This window comes from Novosphingobium sp. 550D (genome assembly GCF_057401885.1).
Genome location: NZ_CM171613.1, coordinates 234,505 through 254,927, shown reverse-complemented (window position 1 = coordinate 254,927; position 20,423 = coordinate 234,505). Strand labels below are relative to the sequence as shown.

Below are 20,423 nucleotides of genomic sequence, written 5' to 3'. Positions count from 1 at the left end.
GCTTGAAATGGATGCCTTTCCGATCTGTTGCGTCGGCCAAATTTTTCGCCACGCCATGCCCCCTTCTTTGCACTGCCTGATGCGGATTTCAGGTCAGGGTTCTGCCTTTAGTGTTTGGCGGCAAGGAGGAATTGATGGCGATCAAATTGCGGTGTGTGGTTCGCACATGGGGTGGCGATATTCAGGGGAAGGTTGGGCGAGTGTCGCATTTTGGAATGTTTTATATGAAAAAATAGCCAATATGGCACAATCCAATGCCATGCGCGGAAAGCGGGCAAAGAAAAACCCGGCCGAAGCCGGGCTTGGAAGTTTGGGAGAGGATGCCTGAAAGGCAGGTTCTAACTAGGTCAGATGCATGATTCGCGCAACTGAAATTTGTGTCAACTATCCATATCGGCATATATAATGTATTTTCAAAACCAAAATGTCCATTTTGGCAAATTCTTGTTCATCTTGCGGTGAAAATCACCGCTCTCGTCCGACAAATCACCCCAAGGGAACGTCAATATTATCAATCAGTCGCGCCTTGCCGATGCGGGCGGCGGCCAGCAAACGCGCCGAACCGGTCCCACGCTGGGCCATGGGCGCCAATGAGTCGGCATCGCAAAGCTGGGCATAGTCGATGGAGGCAAAACCCCCGTCCAGAATCGCCTGTTCCATCCGGGCCAGCGTTTGGGTGACATCCGCCCCGTCCGCGATTGCGGCGGCGGCGATCTGCATCGCGCGGGGCAGAGCCACCGCATCGGCGCGCTCCTGAGCCGACAGATAGGCATTGCGCGATGATCGGGCCAGGCCATCGTCCTCGCGCACGGTCGGCACGCCGATGATCGCATCGACATGCGGCGCGGTCAGATCAAGGTCGCGCGCCATCCGCCGGATCACGGCCAGTTGCTGCCAGTCCTTTTCGCCAAACAGCGCGACATCGGGCGCCACCTGATTGAACAATTTGAGCACCACCGTCGCCACGCCATCAAAATGGCCCGGCCGCGCCGCGCCGCACAGCCCCTCGCTGACCCCGGACACGCCGACATTGGTGGCAAAGCCGGCCGGGTACATTTCATCAACCGTCGGCGCCCACAAGAGCGCGACGCCTTCGCCTTCCAAGGCGGCCTGATCGGCGGCCAATTGGCGCGGATAGGCGTCCAGATCCTCGCCCGCTGCAAATTGTCGGGGATTAACGAAAATGGACGCGACGACATGTTCGGCATGCTTACGCGCCTCGCGAATCAGCGTTAAGTGCCCGAAATGCAAGGCTCCCATGGTCGGGACAAGCGCCACGCGACCTGTCTTGCGCAATTGTGCCACCGCATTGCGCAGCAGATTGAGGTGATTGATGGTTTGCACCGGCACGGCCCCTTCGGTAAGGTTTTGACACTGTTCGCGCCGGGGCTACTAAGCCTGCAACGCGCGGGCTTCAATGCTTTTGCAACCCGCCAACCCTGTGATGAGAGAGCCGCCATGTCTGGTCCCCACCGCATCGTTTTTGCCAATGAAAAGGGTGGCACGGGTAAATCGACGACCGCCGTGCATATTGCCGTCGCGCTGGCCTATCTGGGCGCGCGGGTCGGGACGATTGACCTCGATTCGCGTCAGCGCACGATGCACCGCTATATGGAAAATCGCGGCGAAACGCTGCGCCGTCGCGGCATCGAATTGCCCACCGTGAAATTTGAGGTATTTCGCGGCACCACGACCGAGGAACTGGACGCGCTGGCCTTGCAGGTGGCGCAGGATGTCGATTACCTGATCTTCGATACGCCGGGGCGCGATGATGAATTCGCCCGCCATGTGGCGATGAGCGCGGATACGCTGGTCACGCCACTCAACGACAGCTTTGTCGATTTCGACCTGATCGGTCAGGTGGACGCGGAAAGCTTCAAGGTGCGCCGCCTGTCCTTTTATGCCGAAATGATCTGGGAGGCGCGCAAGAAGCGGGCCATGGCCACGATCAACGAACACCGGCGCGAAATGGACTGGGTCGTGGTGCGCAACCGTACCCAGCATATCGAGGCGCGCAACATGCGCCGTATCGACAGCGCTCTGGCCGAATTGTCGCGCCGGGTCGGTTTCCGCATCGCGCAGGGCCTGTCCGAACGCGTGATCTATCGCGAATTGTTCCCCAGCGGTCTGACGCTGCTGGACAAGGGGCATCTGGGCGATCTGGGCACCAGCCATCTGGTGGCGCGTCAGGAATTGCGCACGCTGGTGGCGGGCTTGAACCTGCCTGCTCCGCGTGCCCAGCGTGACACATACGCCGTTTCGGCGGGGTGATCGGGCGATGATCAAGCTGATCCTGTTGCTGGCGCTGGCGTCATGGGCCTGTCGGCAATGGACGGGGGCTTGGCCGTGGGTGCATTGGCAACGCATGACCGGCCCGACGCCGGTGGACCGGGCGCGCCGCCTGTTGGGCGTGCGCGACGGGGCCGCGCGGGGCGAAATCATCGAGGCGCATAAGAAGCTGATAACACAGGTTCACCCCGACCGGGGCGGCGATGTTGCGCTGGTGCATGAGGCCAATGATGCGCGCGACCTGCTGCTGGCGCGTTTAGAGCCTGAAAAGCGGGCATGATCGATCCGACGATTTTCCGCGAATATGATATTCGCGGCACCTATGGCCGAAACCTGTCCGATGATGATGCCTATGCGATCGGGCGCGGCGTTGCGGTGGCCTTTCGCCAGCGCGGCGGGCAAGGCATGGCCGTTGGCCGTGATGGGCGGCTCAGTTCGCCCGCGTTGGAGGCGGCGCTGGTCGAGGGTTTGCGCGATGGCGGTGTCGATGTGCTGCGCATCGGCATCGGCCCGACGCCGATGCTCTATTACGCCGAAGCCTCAATGCAGCAGGTGCAGGGCGGCATTCACGTAACTGGCAGTCACAATCCCCGCGATGATAATGGCTTCAAGATAGTATTTTTTGGGGGTGCGCTCTTCGGTGCCGAAATCGAGCGGATCGGCGCTCTGGCCATGGCGCAGGTTGGAGCGGGTGATCTCGTCCATCGCGGCCTGGTGGAAACGGTGGATGTCATGCCCGCCTATATCGCCCGCATCGCCCAAGGGTTGTTGCCGGAATGGAATGACATTGTCGGCGCCATGTCCATCGGTTGGGATGCGGGAAATGGTGCCGCCGGTCCCGCCATCGAGCGGTTGACGCAACTTTTGCCCGGTCATCACCACCTGCTTTTCACCCAAATTGACGGCCATTTTCCCAACCACCATCCTGATCCAACCGATGAGGCCAATCTCGCAGACTTGCGCGCGCTGGTCGCGTCCAGACACCTCGATTTCGGAGTGGCCTTTGACGGCGACGCTGACCGGATCGTGGTGGTTGATGGCCGGGGGCGCTCGATCCTTGGCGATCAGCTTCTGGCGCTGCTGGCGCAGGATGTGTTGATGGATTGCCCCGGTGCGACCATTCTGGGCGATGTAAAGGCGTCGCAGGCGGTTTATGACCGGATTTCCGCGTTGGGCGGTGTTCCGACGATGGGGCCGGCGGGGCACAGTCTCATCAAATCCGAAATGAAGGTGAACGGGGCGGTGCTGGCCGGAGAGACCACCGGGCATATTTTCTACAAACACCGGTTTTATGGTTTCGATGATGCGCTTTACGCCGCTGTTCGGCTGCTGGGCGCGCTGGCGCGGCGGGGGGGATTGCTGGCCGATTGGCTCGATACTTTGCCGCGATGTGTTAACACGCCCGAATGGCGCTTTCCCGTCGCCGCAGAGCGCAAGCGCGCCGTGATCGACGAGGTGGCCGCAAGGCTGGAGGCGCAAGGCGGGCAGGTCAACCGGATGGACGGGTTGCGCGTATCGCGCGATGGCGGCTGGTGGCTGCTGCGGGCGTCCAATACGCAGGAAATGCTGGTGGCGCGGGTGGAAAGCACCAGCCAGGTCGGTTTGGCCGCTCTGGTGGCCGAACTGGACGATCAATTGGCACAAAGCGGGGTGGTGCGGGGGTGAGACAGCCTGCTGCGCGCGTTGCACAATGGTTTGCCGGGCGCGGGTGGCACATCCGCCGCCATCAGGCGCAGGTTCTGGAACAGGTGGGCGCGGGGCGGCACGTGCTGCTGGCCGCCGACACCGGGGCGGGCAAGACGCTGGCCGGGTTCCTGCCGATGCTGTGCGATGCCGCGGAGGGCGATCTGGCCGATGGCTTGCACACGCTCTATGTCTCGCCGCTCAAGGCGCTGGCCCATGATATTCAGCGCGGGCTGCTGGCGCCGGTGGCCGATATGGGCCTTGGCCTGAGGGTAGAGGCGCGGACGGGCGATACATCCTCCGACCGCAAGGCGCGGCAGCGGCATGATCCGCCCCATGTCCTGCTGACCACGCCCGAATCCCTGTCGCTGCTTTTGTCCTATCCTGAAAGCGCGACGATGTTTGCCTCGCTGCGCTATATCGTGATCGACGAAATCCACGCCATGGCGGCCAGCAAGCGGGGGGATCTGCTGGCTTTGTCGCTGGCCCGTCTGCAAACATTGGCGCCGGACATGCGGCGGATCGGACTTTCGGCAACCTTGGCCGATCCGGCGGGATTTGCCCGCTGGATCGCGCCGGGCGGGCGTGTCGAAGATGTCGCGATGGTTGAGGGCGAAACGGGTGCGCCCGCCGATGTCTCGATCCTGTTGCCACAGGGCGAGCGTATCCCGTGGAGCGGCCATGCGGCCAGTTGGGCTGTGCCGCAGATCCTCGACCTGATCCGGGCGCATCGCACGACGCTGATTTTCACGAATACGCGCTTTCTGGCCGAATATACGTTCGGGCTGCTGTGGGATCGCAACGAGGAAAACCTGCCCATCGGCATCCACCACGGCAGCCTTTCCGCCGAGGCCCGGCATAAGGTCGAGGCGGCCATGGCGGCGGGGCGGTTGCGCGCGCTGGTCTGCACCGCCAGCCTCGATCTGGGGGTGGATTGGGGCGATATTGATCTGGTGGTGCAGATGGGCGCGCCCAAGGGTTCCAGCCGATTGTTGCAGCGGATCGGGCGGGCCAATCACCGGCTGGATTGTCCGTCCAAGGCGGTGCTGGTGCCGGGCAACCGGTTTGAATTCCTCGAAGCCGTGGCCGCTGTCGAGGCGGTGCGGGCGGGCACCCGCGATGGCGAGGGATTGCGCCCCGGAAGCCGCGATGTTCTGGCCCAGCATGTTCTGGCCATTGCGTGCGCCGGACCGTTTGATGGACAGGCTTTGTTGGCGCAAGTGCGTCAGGCGTCGGCCTATGCCGATGTGAGCGAGGATGAGTGGGAACGCGTCCTCGGCTTTGTGTCCAACGGGGGTTATGCGCTGCGGGCCTATGATCGGTTTCGGCGGATCACCCATGGGCGCGACGGGTTGTGGCGATTGACCCATCCCGATCTGGCGCGCTCCTATCGCCTGAACGCAGGGATTATCGTCGACGCCGATATGGTCGAGGTGGCTTTTCGCAACGGGCGCGCGCTGGGCCGGGTCGAGGAGGATTTCGCCGCCTCACTGGGGCCGGGGGATACATTCCGTTTCGCCGGATTGGACCTGGAGGTTGAAGCGCTGCGGGAAGGCTCCTTGCTGGTACGCGCGTCGCGGCGGTCGGCGGCAATCCCGTCCTATAATGGCGCGCGTATTCCGATTTCCTCGCATCTGGCCGACCGGGTGCGCGGATTGATTGCGGACCGATCGCGCTGGTCCGATTTTCCGGACGATGTGCGTGAATGGCTCGAGGTGCAGGCCCGCGTTTCCGTCCTGCCGCAACCGGGCGAATTGCTGGTCGAGAGTTTTCCGCATCAGGACCGGTTCTACAGCGCCTTCTATACGTTCGAAGGCTGGCCCGCGAATCAGTCGCTGGGCATGTTGATCACCAAACGGATGGAAGCGTCCGGGCTGATGCCGCTGGGCTTTGTCGCCAATGATTATGCGTTGGCGGTATGGGGGCTGCGCCCGATTGAGGATCCGGCCGCACTCTTGTCGCCCGATATCCTTGTCGATGAATTCGTCGAGTGGGTGGAAAATTCCTTTCTCCTGCGCCGCGCCTTTCGTGAGGCATCGGTGATCTCTGGCCTTATCGAGCGCCAATTGCCGGGCAAGCGCAAGAGCAACCGGCAGGTGACTTTTTCCAGCGACCTCATCTTTGACGTGTTGCGGCGCTATGAACCCGACCATCTTTTGCTTCAGGCCGCATGGGCCGATGCGCGGCAAAAGATGACCGACATCGCGCGGGTGGGGGAAGTGCTGGACCGGGCACAGGCCGCGATCCGTCATCAGCGCCTTTCGCGGGTCAGCCCTCTGGCGGTGCCCACGCTGACCATGATCGGGCGCGAGAGCATGCCCGCCGGTGCCGCGGACGATGAACTGCTGCTGGAGGCCGAAGCTCTGGCCGCTCTGGCCATGGAGCCATAGGCACAAAAAAGGGGCGGATCGCTCCGCCCCTTCTCTTGCCGTATCAGCAGGTCACCTTTGCCTTACTTGGCATTGGCGGCCTTGTTGAACGTGGCATAGCGCTCGTTACCGACGAAGCCGAACTTCGTCACTTCCGACGCCTTGATGATGTTAAGCACATTCGCCGTCAGTTCATAGCCGGCCTGTGCGTCGGGCTCGAACTGCAGTTCGGGCTCAACCGCCATGGCGCGCGAAGACTTGAGGTTCGCGGCCAGAACGCTGCGATCGATCGGCGTGCCGTTCCACAGGATCTGGTTGTCCGGGGTAAGCACGACCTTGTTCTTGATCGGATCGACCGGCGGCTTGGGCATATTCGGCGGCGGCGGCGAAGGCAGGTCGATGTTCACCGCGTGGGTGGCCACCGGAATGGTGATGATGAACATGATCAGCAGAACGAGCATAACGTCGATCAGCGGAGTCGTGTTCATCTCCGACATTGGCTCGCCATCGTCTTTACCGGCTGACATTGCCATGGGATGTTACTCCTGAGTTAAAGGGCTTATCAGCCGTTCGGATCGACCGGGTTCGAGATGAAGCCAACCGTGGGATAGCCCGCGCGCTGCACGTTGAAGATCGCACCAGCGACGCAGCGCCAGGGCGCTTCGACGTCGGCACGAACGTGAACCTGCGGCACCTTTTCGGGGTTATCACGCAGAGCCTCTGCGCCACCTTCGCGCTTGATGATGTCGTCAAGACGCTTGAACGCCTTGTCGAACAGTTCAGTCGAGTCGACCGGGGTGACGTTATTGAAGTAGATGCGGCATTCGCCACCACGCGACGCGCCTTCGAAGCCGGGGTCGCCGGCGCTGCGACCAGCAGCGTCGGTGGTGCTGACCGAGATCAGCAGGTTTTCGACCTTATCCTTCGATTCCTGCGAAACCATCACAGGGATCTTAAGCTTCTGGATCGTCTGGATCGCAACCGGAACTGCGATCAGGAAGATGATCAGCAGCACCAGCATCACGTCCACCAGAGGGGTGGTGTTGATGTCGGACATCGGCTTTTCTTCGCCGCCCGCGCCGCCAACAGACATTGCCATGTTATGATCCTACTCTTGCAATGCCCTCTTTCGAGAGGAGGGATTGGGGGGAGGGGAGGACCGGGGAACCATACCGCATGCTGTGTATGGCGCCCCGTAGCATCCGGGCAGGCTGGCCACCCGGATACAACCTCATGTCTTACTTCTTGGCGGCAGGAGCCGGAGCAGCCTTGACCGGGGCAGCAGCCACGACGGGCTTGATGGCGCCCTTCGAGTTGATGTAGGCCAGAACGTCAGCCGAGAAGCCGGTCAGCAGTTCGTTGATGCGCTTGTTGCGCGACTGCAGGAAGTTGTAGGCAAGCACGGCAGGCACAGCGACGAGCAGACCGATGGCGGTCATGATCAGAGCTTCACCCACGGGACCGGCAACCTTGTCGATCGAGGCCGAACCGGCCAGACCGATGGCGATCAGAGCGCGGTAGATGCCGACCACGGTACCGAACAGACCCACGAACGGAGCGGTCGAACCAACGGTGGCGAGGAAGGGCAGGCCGCGAGCAAGGAAAGCGCCGATCGAAGCTTCGGTGCGAGCGAGCGACGAGTGGACCCAGTCGTGGGCTTCGAGGCTGTCGGCCATCTTGCCGTGGTTTTCTTCGGCCAGGATACCGGCTTCGACGATGTCACGGAACGGGCTGGTCTTTTCCAGCTTGGCAGCGCCTTCCTTCAGCGAACCGGCCTTCCAGAACGTGCCCAGAGCCTTGTACTGCTTGAAGATCTTGGACTGGTCCGACCAGCGCGTGAAGAGCACGAAGAACGAACCGAACGAGAAAATCGCCATGATGGCAACGGTCGACTGAGCGATCAGGCCGCCCTGTTCCAGGGCTTCCTTGAAGCCGAACTTGTTCTGGGGAGCCGCGCCAGCAGCGGCGGTCAGAATGTCAATAAGCATGCGATGGTCCTCTCAAAGGGCTCTCGAATAGAGAAATAGATCGTTTACAAAAGGGACCGGGCGCCAATGCCGCAATCCCCTGGGGAGTGTGGCTCAGTCCTTCGGGATGACCCACTTCACGCGATTGGCATAAACGCCGGTGGTGGGCTGGCCTTCGCCATCCTTGGCGGGCGCAAAGCGCGCGCGGCTGGTGGCGTACTTGCAGGTCGCAGCGTCCAGTTCGGCATTGCCCGAGCTGGCCGTGATTTCACAACCCGACACGCGGCCATCAGGCGCCACGGTCAGACGGAAACCGGTCGTGCCCTGCACACCTTCACGCAGAGGACGCGAAGGATAGTCTTCCGGCGTTACCCAGTTGGCGGGGTTGCCCTTGGGGGCAGCACCGACGGGCTGGAAACGCGGCGGCGGCGGTGCCACAGGTGCAGGCGGAGCCAGCACAGGGGCAGGCGGCGCCGGCGGCGGAGCAACCGAAACCGTTTCGATCACAGGCGCGCTGACGGGCGCCACGTTCACCGGCGGCGGCGGAGCGACGATCGGCGGTGGCGGAGCGTCCTTCGGCGGCGGCGGCGGCGGCGGCGGCGGTTCTTCCTCTTGCTTGATATCGACAGTCGTTACTTTTTTCATGATCTTCTGAGCTGCCGAGTAGGCGAGACCAGAGACCAGGGCATAACCAACGACGATGTGAATCAAGGCAACGATGATAATGGCGGTAAGGCGATTACCGCTCAATTGTTGATCAGCGTAGGCCATTCAGACGCATCACTCCATACAAACACCCGGGCAAACCCCGGGCCGACCACAAACCGCGTCCGAAGACGAGGCCCATGGGGAAAAGCTCATATCCACCCTGCCGGATTTACCGGATATTCGCCAAATGCCTTATGTGCGGGCTTTTGGCGAACGCATCGGCCCCCTTTGTTGGGGGTCCGCTTTTTTGCCAATCCTAACCACCTTGCAGACTCGGCGCAACGTCTTATGCGCATAGGGGTAGGGTTCAGGCAAAATTCATTTGTGTTAAGGTGTCTCTAACAGGGACCCTTAGGGGCCCAATGCAGGGGTTATGCGCCAATGGCGATTTTTTCGGAGTTTTCCGCGATGTTTCAAGGCATCCGGCATAGAAAATCGGCTTGCTTTGCGGCTCTATTGCCGCTGTTTGTTCCGGTCTGTGCAGGGGCTCAGGAGCCCGTTACGCAAAATGTCGTACAATCGTATGCTGACCTCGTTGGTCTGGCCGAATCATCGCCTTTGGTCGTTTTTGCAGAGCTGAAAAAAGTGATTCCGATCCCCCTGCCAAGGGATGCTTCGCCCTTTACACCGGTGCAAAGGGCCTATTTTGAGGCGCAGGGCATTGATTTGTTGAGCGGCAAGGGCTCGGTTTCGACCAATATTCGCTATCTTGCCGATGTCCGGCTTGATTCGCGACACAAAATTCCCAATCCAAAGAAGCAGATGGTCCTGCTTTTTGCCCGTCCTGCCGCCGATGGCGGGGCTGATATCCAGCTTGTCGCCCCCGATTCACAACTGCCTTGGAGCCAGCCGCTCGATGCGCAGGTCCGCAAGATTTTGAGCGATCTGGCCGCGCCTGATTCGCCGCCGCATATCACCGGGATCAACATGGCGCTTTATCAACAGGGCGATCTGGCGGGGGAAGGCGAGACGCAAATCTTCCTGACCACGGCCAAGGGGACACCCGCCGCGATCATCATTCAGCACAAGCCCAACCAGCCTTCGCGCTGGAGCGCGTCCTTCTCCGAAGTGGTCGATGTCGCCAACGCCCCGCCGGCCAAGGATTCGCTGCAATGGTATCGTCTGGCCTGTTCGCTGCCCGAAATGCTGCCTGCTGCGGCCAATCTGGGCGAAACACAGGCGGACAAGGATCAGGCGGTGGCCGACTATCTGCTGGTTCGCCGTGATCTGGGGCCTTGCACGCGCACGCGGGTTTCGTGGGGCGGCGATATAGCCAAACCGGGCAAATAGGCTTGCTGACGCGCCAATTGCCGCCTAGTGGCGCAGGGTCCAAAGCGCCCCGGCGCGTGACGCCAAATTCAGGGACCCCATGATGACCAACACTGTCGATCAAGCCGCTCTTTCGCCCCAATCCGGCAAGACGCCCCTGCGCATTGCGCTGGCCGGCCTTGGCACGGTGGGCGCGGGCGTCATTCGACTGGTGGAGGCCAATGCCGATCTTATTGCGCGTCGCGCCGGACGGCCGATCAAGGTTTCCGCCGTGTCGGCGCGCGATCGCGGCAAGGATCGCGGCGTGGATCTTTCCCCCTATGCGTGGGAAGATGACATGACCGCGATGGCCGCGCGCGACGATGTCGACGTGGTGGTTGAATTGGTCGGCGGGTCTGATGGCCCGGCGCTGACGCTGGCGCGCAATGCGATTCGCCATGGCAAGGCGTTGGTCACGGCCAACAAGGCGATGATCGCCCATCACGGCATGGCTCTGGCCAAGGAAGCCGAAGCCAAGGGCGTGGCCATGCGTTTCGAGGCGGCGGTTGCGGGCGGCATCCCGGTCATCAAGGGCCTGCGCGAAGGCGCGGCGGCCAACCGGGTCGAGCGGATCTATGGCATCCTCAACGGCACCTGCAATTATATCCTGTCCACGATGGAGGACACGGGCCGCGACTTCTCCGAAGTGTTGAGCGAGGCGCAGGCCAAGGGCTATGCCGAGGCCGACCCCACCTTTGACATTGAAGGTATCGATGCCGCGCACAAACTCTCGATCCTCTCGGCCATTGCCTTTGGCGCCAAGATCGATTTCGGCAGCGTCGATACGCAGGGCATCAGCCGCATTCTGGCCGCCGACATCGCCCAGGCGGATTCGCTGGGCTATTGCATCCGCCTGATCGGCACGGCCGAGGCCGATGCCGGGCCCGATGGCGCCCCCGGCCTATTCCAGCGCGTCGCGCCGCATCTGGTGCCTTTCGACAATCTGCTGGCCCATGTTGATGGCCCGACCAATGCGGTCGTGGTTGAAGGCAATTTCTCCGGTCGCCTGCTGTTTCAGGGCGCGGGCGCGGGCGATGGTCCGACCGCTTCGGCGGTGGTGGCTGACCTGATCGACATCGCGCGCGGCATGGACACCGGGTTTGAGGCTGACATGGCCTTCTCGATTCCTGTGGGTGGTCTGGAAGATATGGCGCCCGCCCCTGCAGGCCATCGTCTGGGCCGCGCCTATATCCGTTTCCTTGTGGCGGATCGTCCGGGCGTTCTGGCCGAAATCACCGCGGCGATGCGCGATGCGGGCGTGTCGATCGAAAGCCTGATCCAGAAAGGTCAGGCCAGTAAGGACGGCGCGGTCATCGTCGCCATCGTCACCCATGAGGTGCCCGAAGCCGCCGTCGCCAAGGCGCTGGCCCTGCTCGAAGGTTCGCCCAGTCTGGTGGGCCAGCCGCTGGTGATGCAGATTCTGGGCGCGTAAAAACGCTTCATTTGTACGGCAATTGGAACGCCGGGGGCATGTCCTCCGGCGTTTTTCTTTGTTCGGTGCGGGGCTGGGTTCGTATGTTGGGCCAATTGCGGCCTCGGCTTTGCGTTTGCGGCATTTGTCGGCTCGACAATCGGATCTTGCATAGGTAAGCGGACAAGCCTGCATAGGTATTCACAACCAGAATTCACACTGGCGAAAAACGGGGCCAACAGGGTGGCCCAAACCCCGGAAGGAATCGGACAGATTATGAGCGCTACTCCTGCCAGCAAGATTCTCGACCGCGTTCTGGTGCTTGAAATGGTCCGCGTGACCGAAGCGGCGGCCATCGCTTCGGCCAAGCTGATCGGGCGAGGCGACGAGAAGGCCGCCGACGCCGCCGCCGTCGAAGCCATGCGCGAAAAGCTCAACGAACTGTACATCGACGGCACCGTGGTGATCGGCGAGGGTGAGCGCGACGAGGCCCCGATGCTTTATATCGGTGAAAAGGTCGGCGCGGCGCTGGGCACCGGCCCCAAGATCGACATCGCGCTCGACCCGTTGGAAGGCACGACGATCTGTGCGAAGGCTGGCCCGAACTCGCTGGCCGTTCTGGCCATTGCCGAGGAAGGCGGGCTCCTCAACGCGCCTGATACCTATATGGACAAGCTGGCCGTGGGGCCGGGCTACCCCGATGGCATCATCGATCTGGCCAAGAGCGCGACCGAGAACGTCAAGGCGGTGGCCGCGGCCAAGGGTGTGGCGCCCGAAGATATCGTGGTCTGCGTGCTGGACCGTCCCCGCCACACTGATCTCATCGACGAATTGCGCGCGCTGGGTTGCGGCGTCTATCTGATTGGCGACGGCGACGTGGCGGGCGTGATCGCCACCACCAACACCGAAGAAACCAACATCGACATGTATATGGGCCAGGGCGGCGCGCCCGAAGGCGTCCTTGCCGCCGCCGCGCTGCGCTGTGTTGGTGGCCAGTTCAAGGGGCGCCTTGTCTTCCGCAATGACGATGAAAAGGCCCGCGCCAAGAAATGGGGCATCACCGATCTCAACAAGATCTATGACCTGACCGAGCTGGCCAAGGGCGACTGTATCTTTGCCGCCAGCGGCGTGACCGATGGTTCGCTGCTCAAGGGCGTCAAGCGCTTGCGCAATGGCCGCATGACCACCGAAAGCGTCGTCATGCGCGCCAGCACGGGCACTGTGCGCTGGGTCAAGGGCGATCGTCGGGCATAATCCGTTCTGCGGTGAAATGTCACGAAAGGGGACAGGCCGCGCGGTCTGTCCCCTTTTGCATGTCCGCAAACCTTGCATTCCTGCCAGCTTTGGCTAGAGGCGCGCGGGAGGGAAGCTACGCGGCGGTGAGTCTTTCATGCCGCGTGCAGTGGAGATACGCGAGATGAAGATCCTTGCCGGTAACGGTAACCTGCCGCTGGCGCGCGCGATTGCGGGCTATCTGGAACTGCAATTGACGGATGCCAGCGTGCGCCGCTTTGCCGACGAGGAAGTCTTCGTCGAAATCCATGAAAACGTGCGCGGCGAGGACGTCTTTGTCGTCCAGTCGACGGCCTATCCGGCCAATGACAATCTCATGGAACTGCTGATCTGTATCGACGCGCTGCGTCGCGCATCGGCCAAGCGTATCACCGCCGTGATCCCTTATTTCGGTTACGCTCGTCAGGACCGCAAGCCCGGCCCCCGCACGCCGATCTCGGCCAAGCTGGTGGCCAATCTGATCACGACTGCGGGCGCCGACCGCGTTCTGGCGGTCGATTTGCATGCTGGTCAGATTCAGGGCTTCTTTGACATTCCCACCGACAACCTGTTTGCCGCGCCCGTGATGGCCGCCGACATTTTGGCGCGCAATGGCGATGCCGGGCTGATGGTTGTCTCGCCCGACGTTGGCGGTGTTGTGCGCGCCCGCGCGCTGGCCAAGCGTTTGAACAACGCTCCTCTGGCCATCGTCGACAAGCGTCGCGACAAGCCCGGCGTATCGGAAGTGATGAACATCATCGGCGACGTGAAGGGCCGCACCTGCATCCTGATCGACGACATCATCGATTCGGGCGGCACGCTGTGCAACGCCGCGCAGGCATTGATGGATGAAGGCGCCGCTTCGGTCACCGCCTATATCACCCATGGCGTTCTGTCGGGCGCGGCGGTGTCGCGCGTCAACAATTCGGCGCTCAAGGAACTGGTCATCACCGACACGATCCTGCCGACCGAAGAAACCCAGAAGTCGGACAAGATCCGTCTCCTGACCATCGCGCCGCTGATTGGTGAAGCGATCCGTCGTATTGCGGATGAAAGCTCGGTGTCGAGCCTGTTCGACTGATAACGACCGGGCGTTAGTGGCCCGAAGAATCAAGGCCGGGCGTGTGACCTCAACAGGTCCGCCCGGCCTTTTCTTTTGCCTATTGCCATGGGCGGCTGCCGCCTGGCGGCACGCGTTCCAGCGCCTCCAGCCGTTTGGCCTGGCGCGATTCCAGCGCCAGCGTCAGCAGCGGATTGGGCGTTTTGACAAAGCGGCGCGGGGTGACGCCGAACAATTCGGTAAATTCGCGCGTCATCTGCGCCTGATCGAAATAGCGCAGGATCAGTTCCTCGGCCTCGGCCTCATCCGCCACGCCGTGCAGGTGGCTGGCCATGTCGAGCGCGCGGGCGCGGCGCATGACCTGCTTGGGCGGCATGCCAAAGTCGCGGCGGATGATCCGCTCCAGTTGGCGCATGCTGATGGCCATTTCCTCGGCAAATTCGGCAATGCTTGCGTTGGGGTTGATAAAGCTGAGCGCCTCGAAAGCCGCGCTGATCGGGCTGGGGTGGGGGCGGCCAAGCTTTTCAACCAGATCGCGAAATCTGCGCTCAAGAATATTGGCAATCGTGGCGGGATCATCGACATGTTCAAAGGCGGCCAGCGTATCTGCGCTGTCGATTCCGAAATGTTCAAGCGGGACTAGCCGGTTGACCATTTCGTGTGCGCTGCGCCCGAACAGGGCATAGCCCGCGCCGGGTTTGAGCGCATAGCCGATCGAGGTGAAGCTGCCCTTCACCGTGATAGGCATAAGCTTGGTCTGCGGCCCAAAGATCAGGGCAGAACGGCCATGATGGACGATCCCGTCGGCCGAATGAGCGGTCCATTCCCCGCCTAATTGGATGCGGACCATAGAAGTGTCGTTGAATATGCCAGAAACAAGGCAGTAATCAGGTGGCAATTTAACCGGCGTAACGTAAATTCGGCCTACCCAAGGCACCAAATCGGCTGCTGGTCCGCGATTAAATGAAAGTGGTTGGCCTTGACTCGACCGACCTGCGAGCGGGGTGACCGCCGCATCGAGCGCAGGTTTGGTGGGTTTTAGCATATAATTTTGGACCAACTTTTGATTTATGCCGTAAGGCGTACTTACGGAAACTTATTGTTTCAATTTCGCCTGCATCACCTTTTGTCAACCGATTGTCATGCGATATTGAACGTCAAGATTGACCATTGGCTTGACCGTACCCCACCAGCAGAGGCACAAGCCGCCCTATGAAAATGAACCTCGACGCTGACATTGATCTGGCCCAACGTCTTGCCGATGCGGCAGGCGCGGCGATCCGCCCCTATTTCCGCTCTGGCGTGGCCAGCGAACGCAAGGAGGACGCCAGCCCTGTCACTCTTGCCGATCAGGCCGCCGAAGAAGCGATGCGTGCGATCCTGCGCGCCGAACGCCCCGACGACACCATCATTGGCGAGGAATATGGCATTACGGCGGGCACGTCGGGCCGCAGCTGGGTTCTGGACCCGATTGACGGCACGGCGGGTTTTCTGGCCGGGCGCGCGATTTTCGGCACGCTGATCGCGCTGGTGGTCGAAGGCTGGCCGGTGCTGGGCGTGATTGATCAACCGATTGCGGGTGAACGCTGGGTGGGCGCCTCGGGCCGCAAGACCTTGCTCAATGGCCAGCCGGTCAGCACCCGCCGCTGCCGCGAATTGGGCGATGCCACCATTGCCACCACCGGCCCGCATTATTTCAGCGACCATGAGGGCGAGCACTTCATGGCTCTGGCGGCCAAGACCGATTATCGCCGGATGGTGATGGGCGGCGATTGCTATAATTACGCCATGCTGGCCAGCGGCCATCTCGACATCATTTGCGAGGCGGGGCTGAAACTGCACGACTGGGCCGCGCTGGTGCCGGTGGTTGAGGGCGCGGGCGGTTTGATGTGCGATTGGAACGGCGATCCGCTGCATGCCGGTTCGACCGGGCACGTGCTGGCGATGGGCGATCCGGCGCGTCAGGATGATGTGGTCGAGGCACTGGCCTGTAACCACGATCACCACCACGACCATTGATCCCGGTCGGCTTTTGCGATCCGGGCGTCACTTCTTTTTCTATGGCACGCTGATCGCGGGCAGCGGTAACCGGCATGAACGGGCCGCCCATACTCTTTTGGAGGCGGGGCGGCCCGCTTGTGTTCGGGGGCGGCTTTATGCCGTGCCTGATCGGCGGGGATGGTATCCGGCGCTGGTTCCGGGGGCGGGGTCCGTGCGTGGTGTGATCTATCGTGCGGGGGCCGGGTTTGATGCGCGGGCGCTGGCGCGGCTCGATGCCTATGAAGGGTGTGATTATCGGCGGCGCAGGGTTATGGCCGGGACGCAATGGGCGCAGGCCTATATCTGGCGAGGCGCTTTGCCGCGCGGGGCCATGCGGATTGCCGGGGGGGATTTTGCAGCTTGGCTAAAGGCCCGCCGGGCGCGGGCCTTTGCCGATTAAAGCGCTGATCAGTCTTTGGCCGCTTCGCTGTTAAGCTGGATATAGTTCTGGATGCCCATGCGCTCGATCATGTCGAGCTGCTTTTCCAGCGTGTCGACATGTTCTTCCTCGCTTTCCAGGATCTTCTGGAACAGGTCGCGGCTGATGAAATCGCGCACGCTTTCGGCATATTCAATCGCCTCTTTCAGCAGCGGGATCGCGTCCATTTCCAGCGCGAGGTCTGCCTTGATGACTTCCTCAACCGTTTCGCCCACGCGCAGGCGGCCCAGATGCTGGAAATTGGGCAGACCTTCGAGAAAAAGGATGCGGTCGGCCAGAAGGTCGGCATGCTTCATTTCGTCGATCGATTCGTGGCGCTCGAACTGGGCCAGCTTGTGCACGCCCCAATTGTCCAGCAGGCGGAAATGCAGCCAGTACTGGTTGATGGCGGTCAGCTCGTTATAGAGCGCCTTGTTCAGGAATTCGATGACTTTGGCGTCGCCCTTCATGGGAACTCTCCGGCGGGTAGTGAGGGGGGTATGACTAACCCGCCGGAGGCCCAGGAGGCAAATAGAATGCGAGCGTCAGGCCGGGACGCTGCTGCGTTCCTCGTTCACGATCTGGTCGGCGTCTTCAAGGCATTGGCGGCATTGAGGGCGGCAGCCAAGGCGGTTGTAGAGCGTTTCGGCATCGCCGGCATGACAGCGGGCGGTGGCACGCAGATCCTTTTCGCGAAGGGCATTGCAGATGCAGATATACATCGACATTCGGCTCCAAAGAGAGTGATTCGCTTTTAATGCGACGCGTTCGCAATAGCAAGCGTTTTTGCGGATCATTCGCAAAAACGCGCTGCATCAAGGATATAGACACCCACGCCGCCAAGGCGCTTGCATTTGCCCGGCGTTGCCCCTAAGGCGCGCCCCTTCAACCGGTTCGGAGGGTTTGTCGCCAGACAGATTCGCTCGCCTGCCTGGCCATCAAGGGCTGCCACGGCAAGCGGGACGGACCGCTAGATCAAGGAGATGAAAATGCCCAAGATGAAGACCAAGAGCGGTGTGAAGAAGCGCTTCAAGATCACCGCCAATGGCAAGGTCAAGCATGGCGTCGCTGGTAAGCGTCACCGTTTGATCAGCCATAACGCGAAGTACATCCGTCAGAACCGCGGCACCGAAGTGATCAGCGACGCCGATGCGAAGGTGATCAAGAAGTGGGCGCCCTACGGGCTGAACTGAGGAGTACTGAAGTATGGCACGTGTCAAGAGGGGTGTTACCACCCGCGCCAAGCACAAGAATATTCTGGAACAGGCCAAGGGTTACCGCGGCCGTCGCAAGAATACGATCCGCGTTGCTCGTCAGGCCGTTGAAAAGGCCGGTCAGTACGCTTACCGCGACCGCAAGGTCAAGAAGCGGACCTTCCGCGCCTTGTGGATCCAGCGTATCAACGCTGCGGTTCGCGCCGAAGGCCTGACCTATTCGCAGTTCATCAACGGCGTCAAGCTGGCTGGCATCGAACTCGATCGCAAGTCGCTGGCCGACCTGGCTCTGAACGAAGCGGCCGTGTTCTCGGCTGTTCTGGCTCAGGCCAAGGCTGCTCTGCCTGCCGCCTAAGCGGTTCGCAGACTTGGACAAAGAGGCGCGAGGGGCTGAAATCCAGCCTTTCGCGCCTTTTTTGTTGCCCGCATTCCCAAGGTGACGTTGCATTCAGGTCTGCGATAAGGCACTCTTCCCCCGGCGCGCATAACAAAAACAGGGGGGTGACAATGACACACGGTTCGGCCGTCCGTGCACGGTTTTTCGCCCCTCCTGCGGAACTGGCGCGCTATTTCACATCCTTCTATCTGGCCGAAATCGACCTTGAACCGGGCGAGAGGGTTGTCGATCACCTTCACCCGGAATGGGCGCAATTTGCGCTTTGCATCGGGCGCGCCGCTGGTGGCGCAAAATCCGGCGGGCCACAGCATTTCCGATTGCCATTTCGCGGTCACCGGGCCGAGCGGTCAGGCTGTTCGTTTTGAGGTTGGTGCTTGCCGGATCTGGGGCGTTGGACTTTTGCCGCTGGGCTGGGACAAATTTGTCGGTGTATCGGCGACGGCTATGGCGGATGCCTTGCTGGATGGGGCACAACATCCTGTATTCTCCTCCTTCCTGCCTCTGGCTCAAACTCTGTTTGGCCCGCAAACCGATGTTGAGGGCGAATTGGCGCGCATTGGCCAGTTTTTCCTGTCGCGCCTGGGCCATGGGCGGGCCGACGATATTCGCGTGCAGGCGATCCATGCCGCGCTGGTCGATCCGGCGGTTTCGACGGTGGCCGATCTGGCGCAAAGGAGCGGGATCAGCGCGCGGACGGTCGAGCGGATTTGCCTGCAATCCTTCGGCTTTCCGCCCAAGCTTCTGCTGCGCCGCCAACGGTTCATGCGCAGCCTTGCCCAGTTCATTCTGGACCCGACGCTGAAATGGATCGGCGCGCTGGATGGGCATTATCACGATCAGGCCCAGTTCGTGCGTGAGTTTCGGCAATTCATGGGCATGACCCCGCGTGAATATGCCAAGATCCCCCATCCCATCATCGAGGCGATCATGCGTGAACGGGCGCGGATTGCCGGGGCTGCGGTGCAGGCGCTGGACGGGCCGCAGGGAGCCAGTCTGGCCGCCCACGCACCCGCGCGCCCTATGGAGGCAGCGGCCAGCGCGCCGCGCCGGAAAATCGCGCAAGGCTGAACTTGGTTGAACTTGGGCGCGCACCGCCCTAAAGGGCGTTGGAACGGGCGCAGGTGCAGGCGCATGGCCGGATGCCGCGCCCATCAGCAAACGGACATAGCATGGATTACGAAAGTCTCGGCGCACAGGCGCTCGACAGCATTGCAAAGGCGCAGGATCTGGACGCGCTCGACGCGCTGCGCGTGGCGTTTCTGGGCAAGAGCGGCTCGATCTCCGGCCTGCTCAAAACCCTGGGCGGGATGAGCCCGGAGGAGCGCCAGACGACTGGCCCCAAAATCCATGCCCTTCGCGAAGGCGTGACGAATGCGCTGGCCGAAAAGAAGGCGGCGCTCGAAAGCGCGGCGCTCGAAGCCAAGCTGGCCGCCGAGACGGTCGATCTGACCCTGCCCGCGCCCGAAAGCGCGCGTGGCAGCGTGCATCCCGTCAGCCAAGTGATGGACGAATTGGCCGAGATCTTTGCCGATCTGGGCTTTGCCGTCGCCACCGGGCCGGAGATCGAGAACGACTGGCACAATTTCACCGCGCTCAACATGCCGGAAAGCCATCCGGCGCGCGCGATGCATGACACGTTCTATATCGACAAGGCCGCCAGCGGTTATGAGACCGAGCAGGACATGGTGCTACGCACGCATACCAGTCCGGTGCAGATCCGCGCGATGCTGGCCGCAGGGGGCGACAAGCCCTTGCGCATCATCGCGCCGGGCCGCGTCTATCGCAGCGACAGCGACGCCACCCACACGCCGATGTTCCATCAGGTCGAAGGCTTGGTGATCGGCAAGGACATTACTCTGGCGCATCTGAAATGGACGCTGGAAACCATGCTCAAGGCGTTCTTTGAGCGTGACGATATCGTGCTGCGCCTGCGCCCGTCCTATTTCCCCTTCACCGAACCCAGCGTCGAGGTCGACACCGGCTATTCCTATGTCGACGGGCGCCGCGTGGTGGGCGGTTCGGGCGATGCGCCGGGCCATTCGTGGATGGAACTGCTGGGGTCGGGCATGGTCAACCGCCATGTGCTGACTGCTGGGGGCTATGACCCGGACCAGTGGCAGGGCTTTGCCTTTGGCGTGGGCGTCGATCGCCTGGCCATGCTGAAATATGGGATGAACGATTTGCGGGCCTTCTTTGATGGCGATGCGCGCTGGCTGGGCCATTACGGCTTTTCCGGCCTTGATGTGCCGACCCTTTCGGGCGGCGTTGGCGTACAGGCATAAGGGGC

The 20,423-nt window shown here is 61.8% G+C and carries 23 protein-coding genes; 15 read left to right on the top strand and 8 right to left on the bottom strand.

The genetic code is table 11. From position 1 onward, the window contains the following. Nucleotides 1–7: 7 nt before the first annotated feature. A complete protein-coding gene (locus AC2S2E_RS01255) occupies nt 8–328 on the top strand; it encodes a hypothetical protein (RefSeq protein ID WP_486523447.1) in 321 nt (106 codons plus the stop codon). Nucleotides 329–486: 158 nt separating this feature from the next. Here AC2S2E_RS01255 and panC read toward each other — a convergent pair whose 3' ends face one another. Further along, complete coding sequence (panC, locus tag AC2S2E_RS01250) at nt 487–1,344, bottom strand: pantoate--beta-alanine ligase (RefSeq protein ID WP_486523446.1); 858 nt, start codon at nt 1,342–1,344, stop codon at nt 487–489. 114 nt (nt 1,345–1,458) lie between these two features. On the opposite strand from panC, the gene AC2S2E_RS01245 reads away from it, so the two are divergent. From AC2S2E_RS01245 to AC2S2E_RS01230, 4 genes are read left to right on the top strand one after another with little or no spacing between them, the layout of a single operon-like run. After that, a complete protein-coding gene (locus tag AC2S2E_RS01245) occupies nt 1,459–2,271 on the top strand; it encodes a division plane positioning ATPase MipZ (protein WP_476104336.1) in 813 nt (270 codons plus the stop codon). A 7-nt stretch (nt 2,272–2,278) separates the two neighbouring features. Further along, nucleotides 2,279–2,569, top strand: coding sequence for a J domain-containing protein (locus AC2S2E_RS01240; protein WP_486523445.1), 291 nt, complete (start codon nt 2,279–2,281; stop codon nt 2,567–2,569). Then, on the top strand, nt 2,566–3,954 hold the full coding sequence (gene pgmG / locus AC2S2E_RS01235; protein ID WP_486523444.1) for a phosphoglucomutase/phosphomannomutase PgmG: 1,389 nt from the start codon (nt 2,566–2,568) through the stop codon (nt 3,952–3,954). The genes AC2S2E_RS01240 and pgmG overlap by 4 nt, the downstream gene beginning before the upstream one ends. After that, complete coding sequence (locus AC2S2E_RS01230) at nt 3,951–6,362, top strand: ligase-associated DNA damage response DEXH box helicase (protein WP_486523443.1); 2,412 nt, start codon at nt 3,951–3,953, stop codon at nt 6,360–6,362. Before pgmG ends, AC2S2E_RS01230 begins: the two co-directional genes overlap by 4 nt. Nucleotides 6,363–6,424: 62 nt before the next feature. On the opposite strand, the gene AC2S2E_RS01225 is transcribed toward AC2S2E_RS01230, so the two are convergent. The 4 genes from AC2S2E_RS01225 to AC2S2E_RS01210 form a co-directional block, all read right to left on the bottom strand. Beyond that, nucleotides 6,425–6,874 (bottom strand): ExbD/TolR family protein, encoded by a 450-nt coding sequence (locus AC2S2E_RS01225; protein WP_486523442.1) that lies wholly within the window; start codon nt 6,872–6,874, stop codon nt 6,425–6,427. Nucleotides 6,875–6,903: 29 nt separating this feature from the next. Then, the gene (locus AC2S2E_RS01220) at nt 6,904–7,440 is read right to left on the bottom strand and encodes an ExbD/TolR family protein (RefSeq protein ID WP_486523441.1); all 537 of its coding nucleotides are present in this window, start codon (nt 7,438–7,440) and stop codon (nt 6,904–6,906) included. A 139-nt stretch (nt 7,441–7,579) separates the two neighbouring features. Next, nucleotides 7,580–8,329, bottom strand: coding sequence for a MotA/TolQ/ExbB proton channel family protein (locus AC2S2E_RS01215; RefSeq protein WP_476104330.1), 750 nt, complete (start codon nt 8,327–8,329; stop codon nt 7,580–7,582). 93 nt (nt 8,330–8,422) lie between these two features. Beyond that, nucleotides 8,423–8,953, bottom strand: coding sequence for an energy transducer TonB (locus AC2S2E_RS01210; protein ID WP_476104329.1), 531 nt, complete (start codon nt 8,951–8,953; stop codon nt 8,423–8,425). Nucleotides 8,954–9,601: 648 nt separating this feature from the next. On the opposite strand from AC2S2E_RS01210, the gene AC2S2E_RS01205 reads away from it, so the two are divergent. The 4 genes from AC2S2E_RS01205 (at nt 9,602) to AC2S2E_RS01190 (ending at nt 14,088) form a co-directional block, all read left to right on the top strand. Beyond that, nucleotides 9,602–10,306, top strand: coding sequence for a hypothetical protein (locus AC2S2E_RS01205; protein WP_486523440.1), 705 nt, complete (start codon nt 9,602–9,604; stop codon nt 10,304–10,306). Nucleotides 10,307–10,385: 79 nt separating this feature from the next. Beyond that, nucleotides 10,386–11,756: a homoserine dehydrogenase gene (locus AC2S2E_RS01200; RefSeq protein WP_486523439.1), complete on the top strand. Its 1,371-nt coding sequence runs from the start codon at nt 10,386–10,388 to the stop codon at nt 11,754–11,756. Nucleotides 11,757–12,011: 255 nt separating this feature from the next. Beyond that, the gene (gene glpX, locus AC2S2E_RS01195; RefSeq protein ID WP_486523438.1) at nt 12,012–12,989 is read left to right on the top strand and encodes a class II fructose-bisphosphatase; all 978 of its coding nucleotides are present in this window, start codon (nt 12,012–12,014) and stop codon (nt 12,987–12,989) included. Between the two features lie 163 nt (nt 12,990–13,152). Beyond that, nucleotides 13,153–14,088 carry a ribose-phosphate pyrophosphokinase gene (locus tag AC2S2E_RS01190; RefSeq protein WP_476104325.1) on the top strand — a complete coding sequence of 312 codons (936 nt, stop codon included), beginning with the start codon at nt 13,153–13,155 and terminating at the stop codon, nt 14,086–14,088. Between the two features lie 79 nt (nt 14,089–14,167). Here the strand turns inward: AC2S2E_RS01190 and AC2S2E_RS01185 are convergent, their stop codons facing one another. Beyond that, entirely contained in the window at nt 14,168–15,004 is an 837-nt protein-coding gene (locus tag AC2S2E_RS01185) for a helix-turn-helix transcriptional regulator (RefSeq protein WP_486523437.1), read from the bottom strand. 281 nt (nt 15,005–15,285) lie between these two features. Between AC2S2E_RS01185 and AC2S2E_RS01180 the strand changes: the two genes are divergently transcribed. Continuing rightward, entirely contained in the window at nt 15,286–16,086 is an 801-nt protein-coding gene (locus AC2S2E_RS01180; RefSeq protein WP_476104449.1) for an inositol monophosphatase family protein, read from the top strand. Next, a complete protein-coding gene (locus AC2S2E_RS01175; RefSeq protein WP_486523436.1) occupies nt 16,034–16,507 on the top strand; it encodes a gamma-glutamylcyclotransferase family protein in 474 nt (157 codons plus the stop codon). Before AC2S2E_RS01180 ends, AC2S2E_RS01175 begins: the two co-directional genes overlap by 53 nt. 8 nt (nt 16,508–16,515) lie before the next feature. Here AC2S2E_RS01175 and bfr read toward each other — a convergent pair whose 3' ends face one another. Together bfr and AC2S2E_RS01165 are read right to left on the bottom strand one after the other, a co-directional pair. After that, complete coding sequence (gene bfr, locus AC2S2E_RS01170) at nt 16,516–16,995, bottom strand: bacterioferritin (RefSeq protein ID WP_476104322.1); 480 nt, start codon at nt 16,993–16,995, stop codon at nt 16,516–16,518. 75 nt (nt 16,996–17,070) lie between these two features. Then, nucleotides 17,071–17,253: a (2Fe-2S)-binding protein gene (locus tag AC2S2E_RS01165; RefSeq protein ID WP_486523435.1), complete on the bottom strand. Its 183-nt coding sequence runs from the start codon at nt 17,251–17,253 to the stop codon at nt 17,071–17,073. 261 nt (nt 17,254–17,514) lie between these two features. Between AC2S2E_RS01165 and rpmI the strand changes: the two genes are divergently transcribed. The 4 genes from rpmI to pheS all read left to right on the top strand — a co-directional run bounded on the left by rpmI (nt 17,515) and on the right by pheS (nt 20,418). Then, nucleotides 17,515–17,718 carry a 50S ribosomal protein L35 gene (gene rpmI, locus AC2S2E_RS01160; RefSeq protein WP_476104320.1) on the top strand — a complete coding sequence of 68 codons (204 nt, stop codon included), beginning with the start codon at nt 17,515–17,517 and terminating at the stop codon, nt 17,716–17,718. 13 nt (nt 17,719–17,731) lie between these two features. After that, the gene (rplT, locus tag AC2S2E_RS01155; protein ID WP_476104319.1) at nt 17,732–18,094 is read left to right on the top strand and encodes a 50S ribosomal protein L20; all 363 of its coding nucleotides are present in this window, start codon (nt 17,732–17,734) and stop codon (nt 18,092–18,094) included. A 246-nt stretch (nt 18,095–18,340) separates the two neighbouring features. Next, nucleotides 18,341–19,204 carry a helix-turn-helix domain-containing protein gene (locus AC2S2E_RS01150; protein WP_486523434.1) on the top strand — a complete coding sequence of 288 codons (864 nt, stop codon included), beginning with the start codon at nt 18,341–18,343 and terminating at the stop codon, nt 19,202–19,204. A 101-nt stretch (nt 19,205–19,305) separates the two neighbouring features. After that, on the top strand, nt 19,306–20,418 hold the full coding sequence (gene pheS / locus AC2S2E_RS01145) for a phenylalanine--tRNA ligase subunit alpha (protein ID WP_486523433.1): 1,113 nt from the start codon (nt 19,306–19,308) through the stop codon (nt 20,416–20,418). Nucleotides 20,419–20,423: the final 5 nt, after the last annotated feature.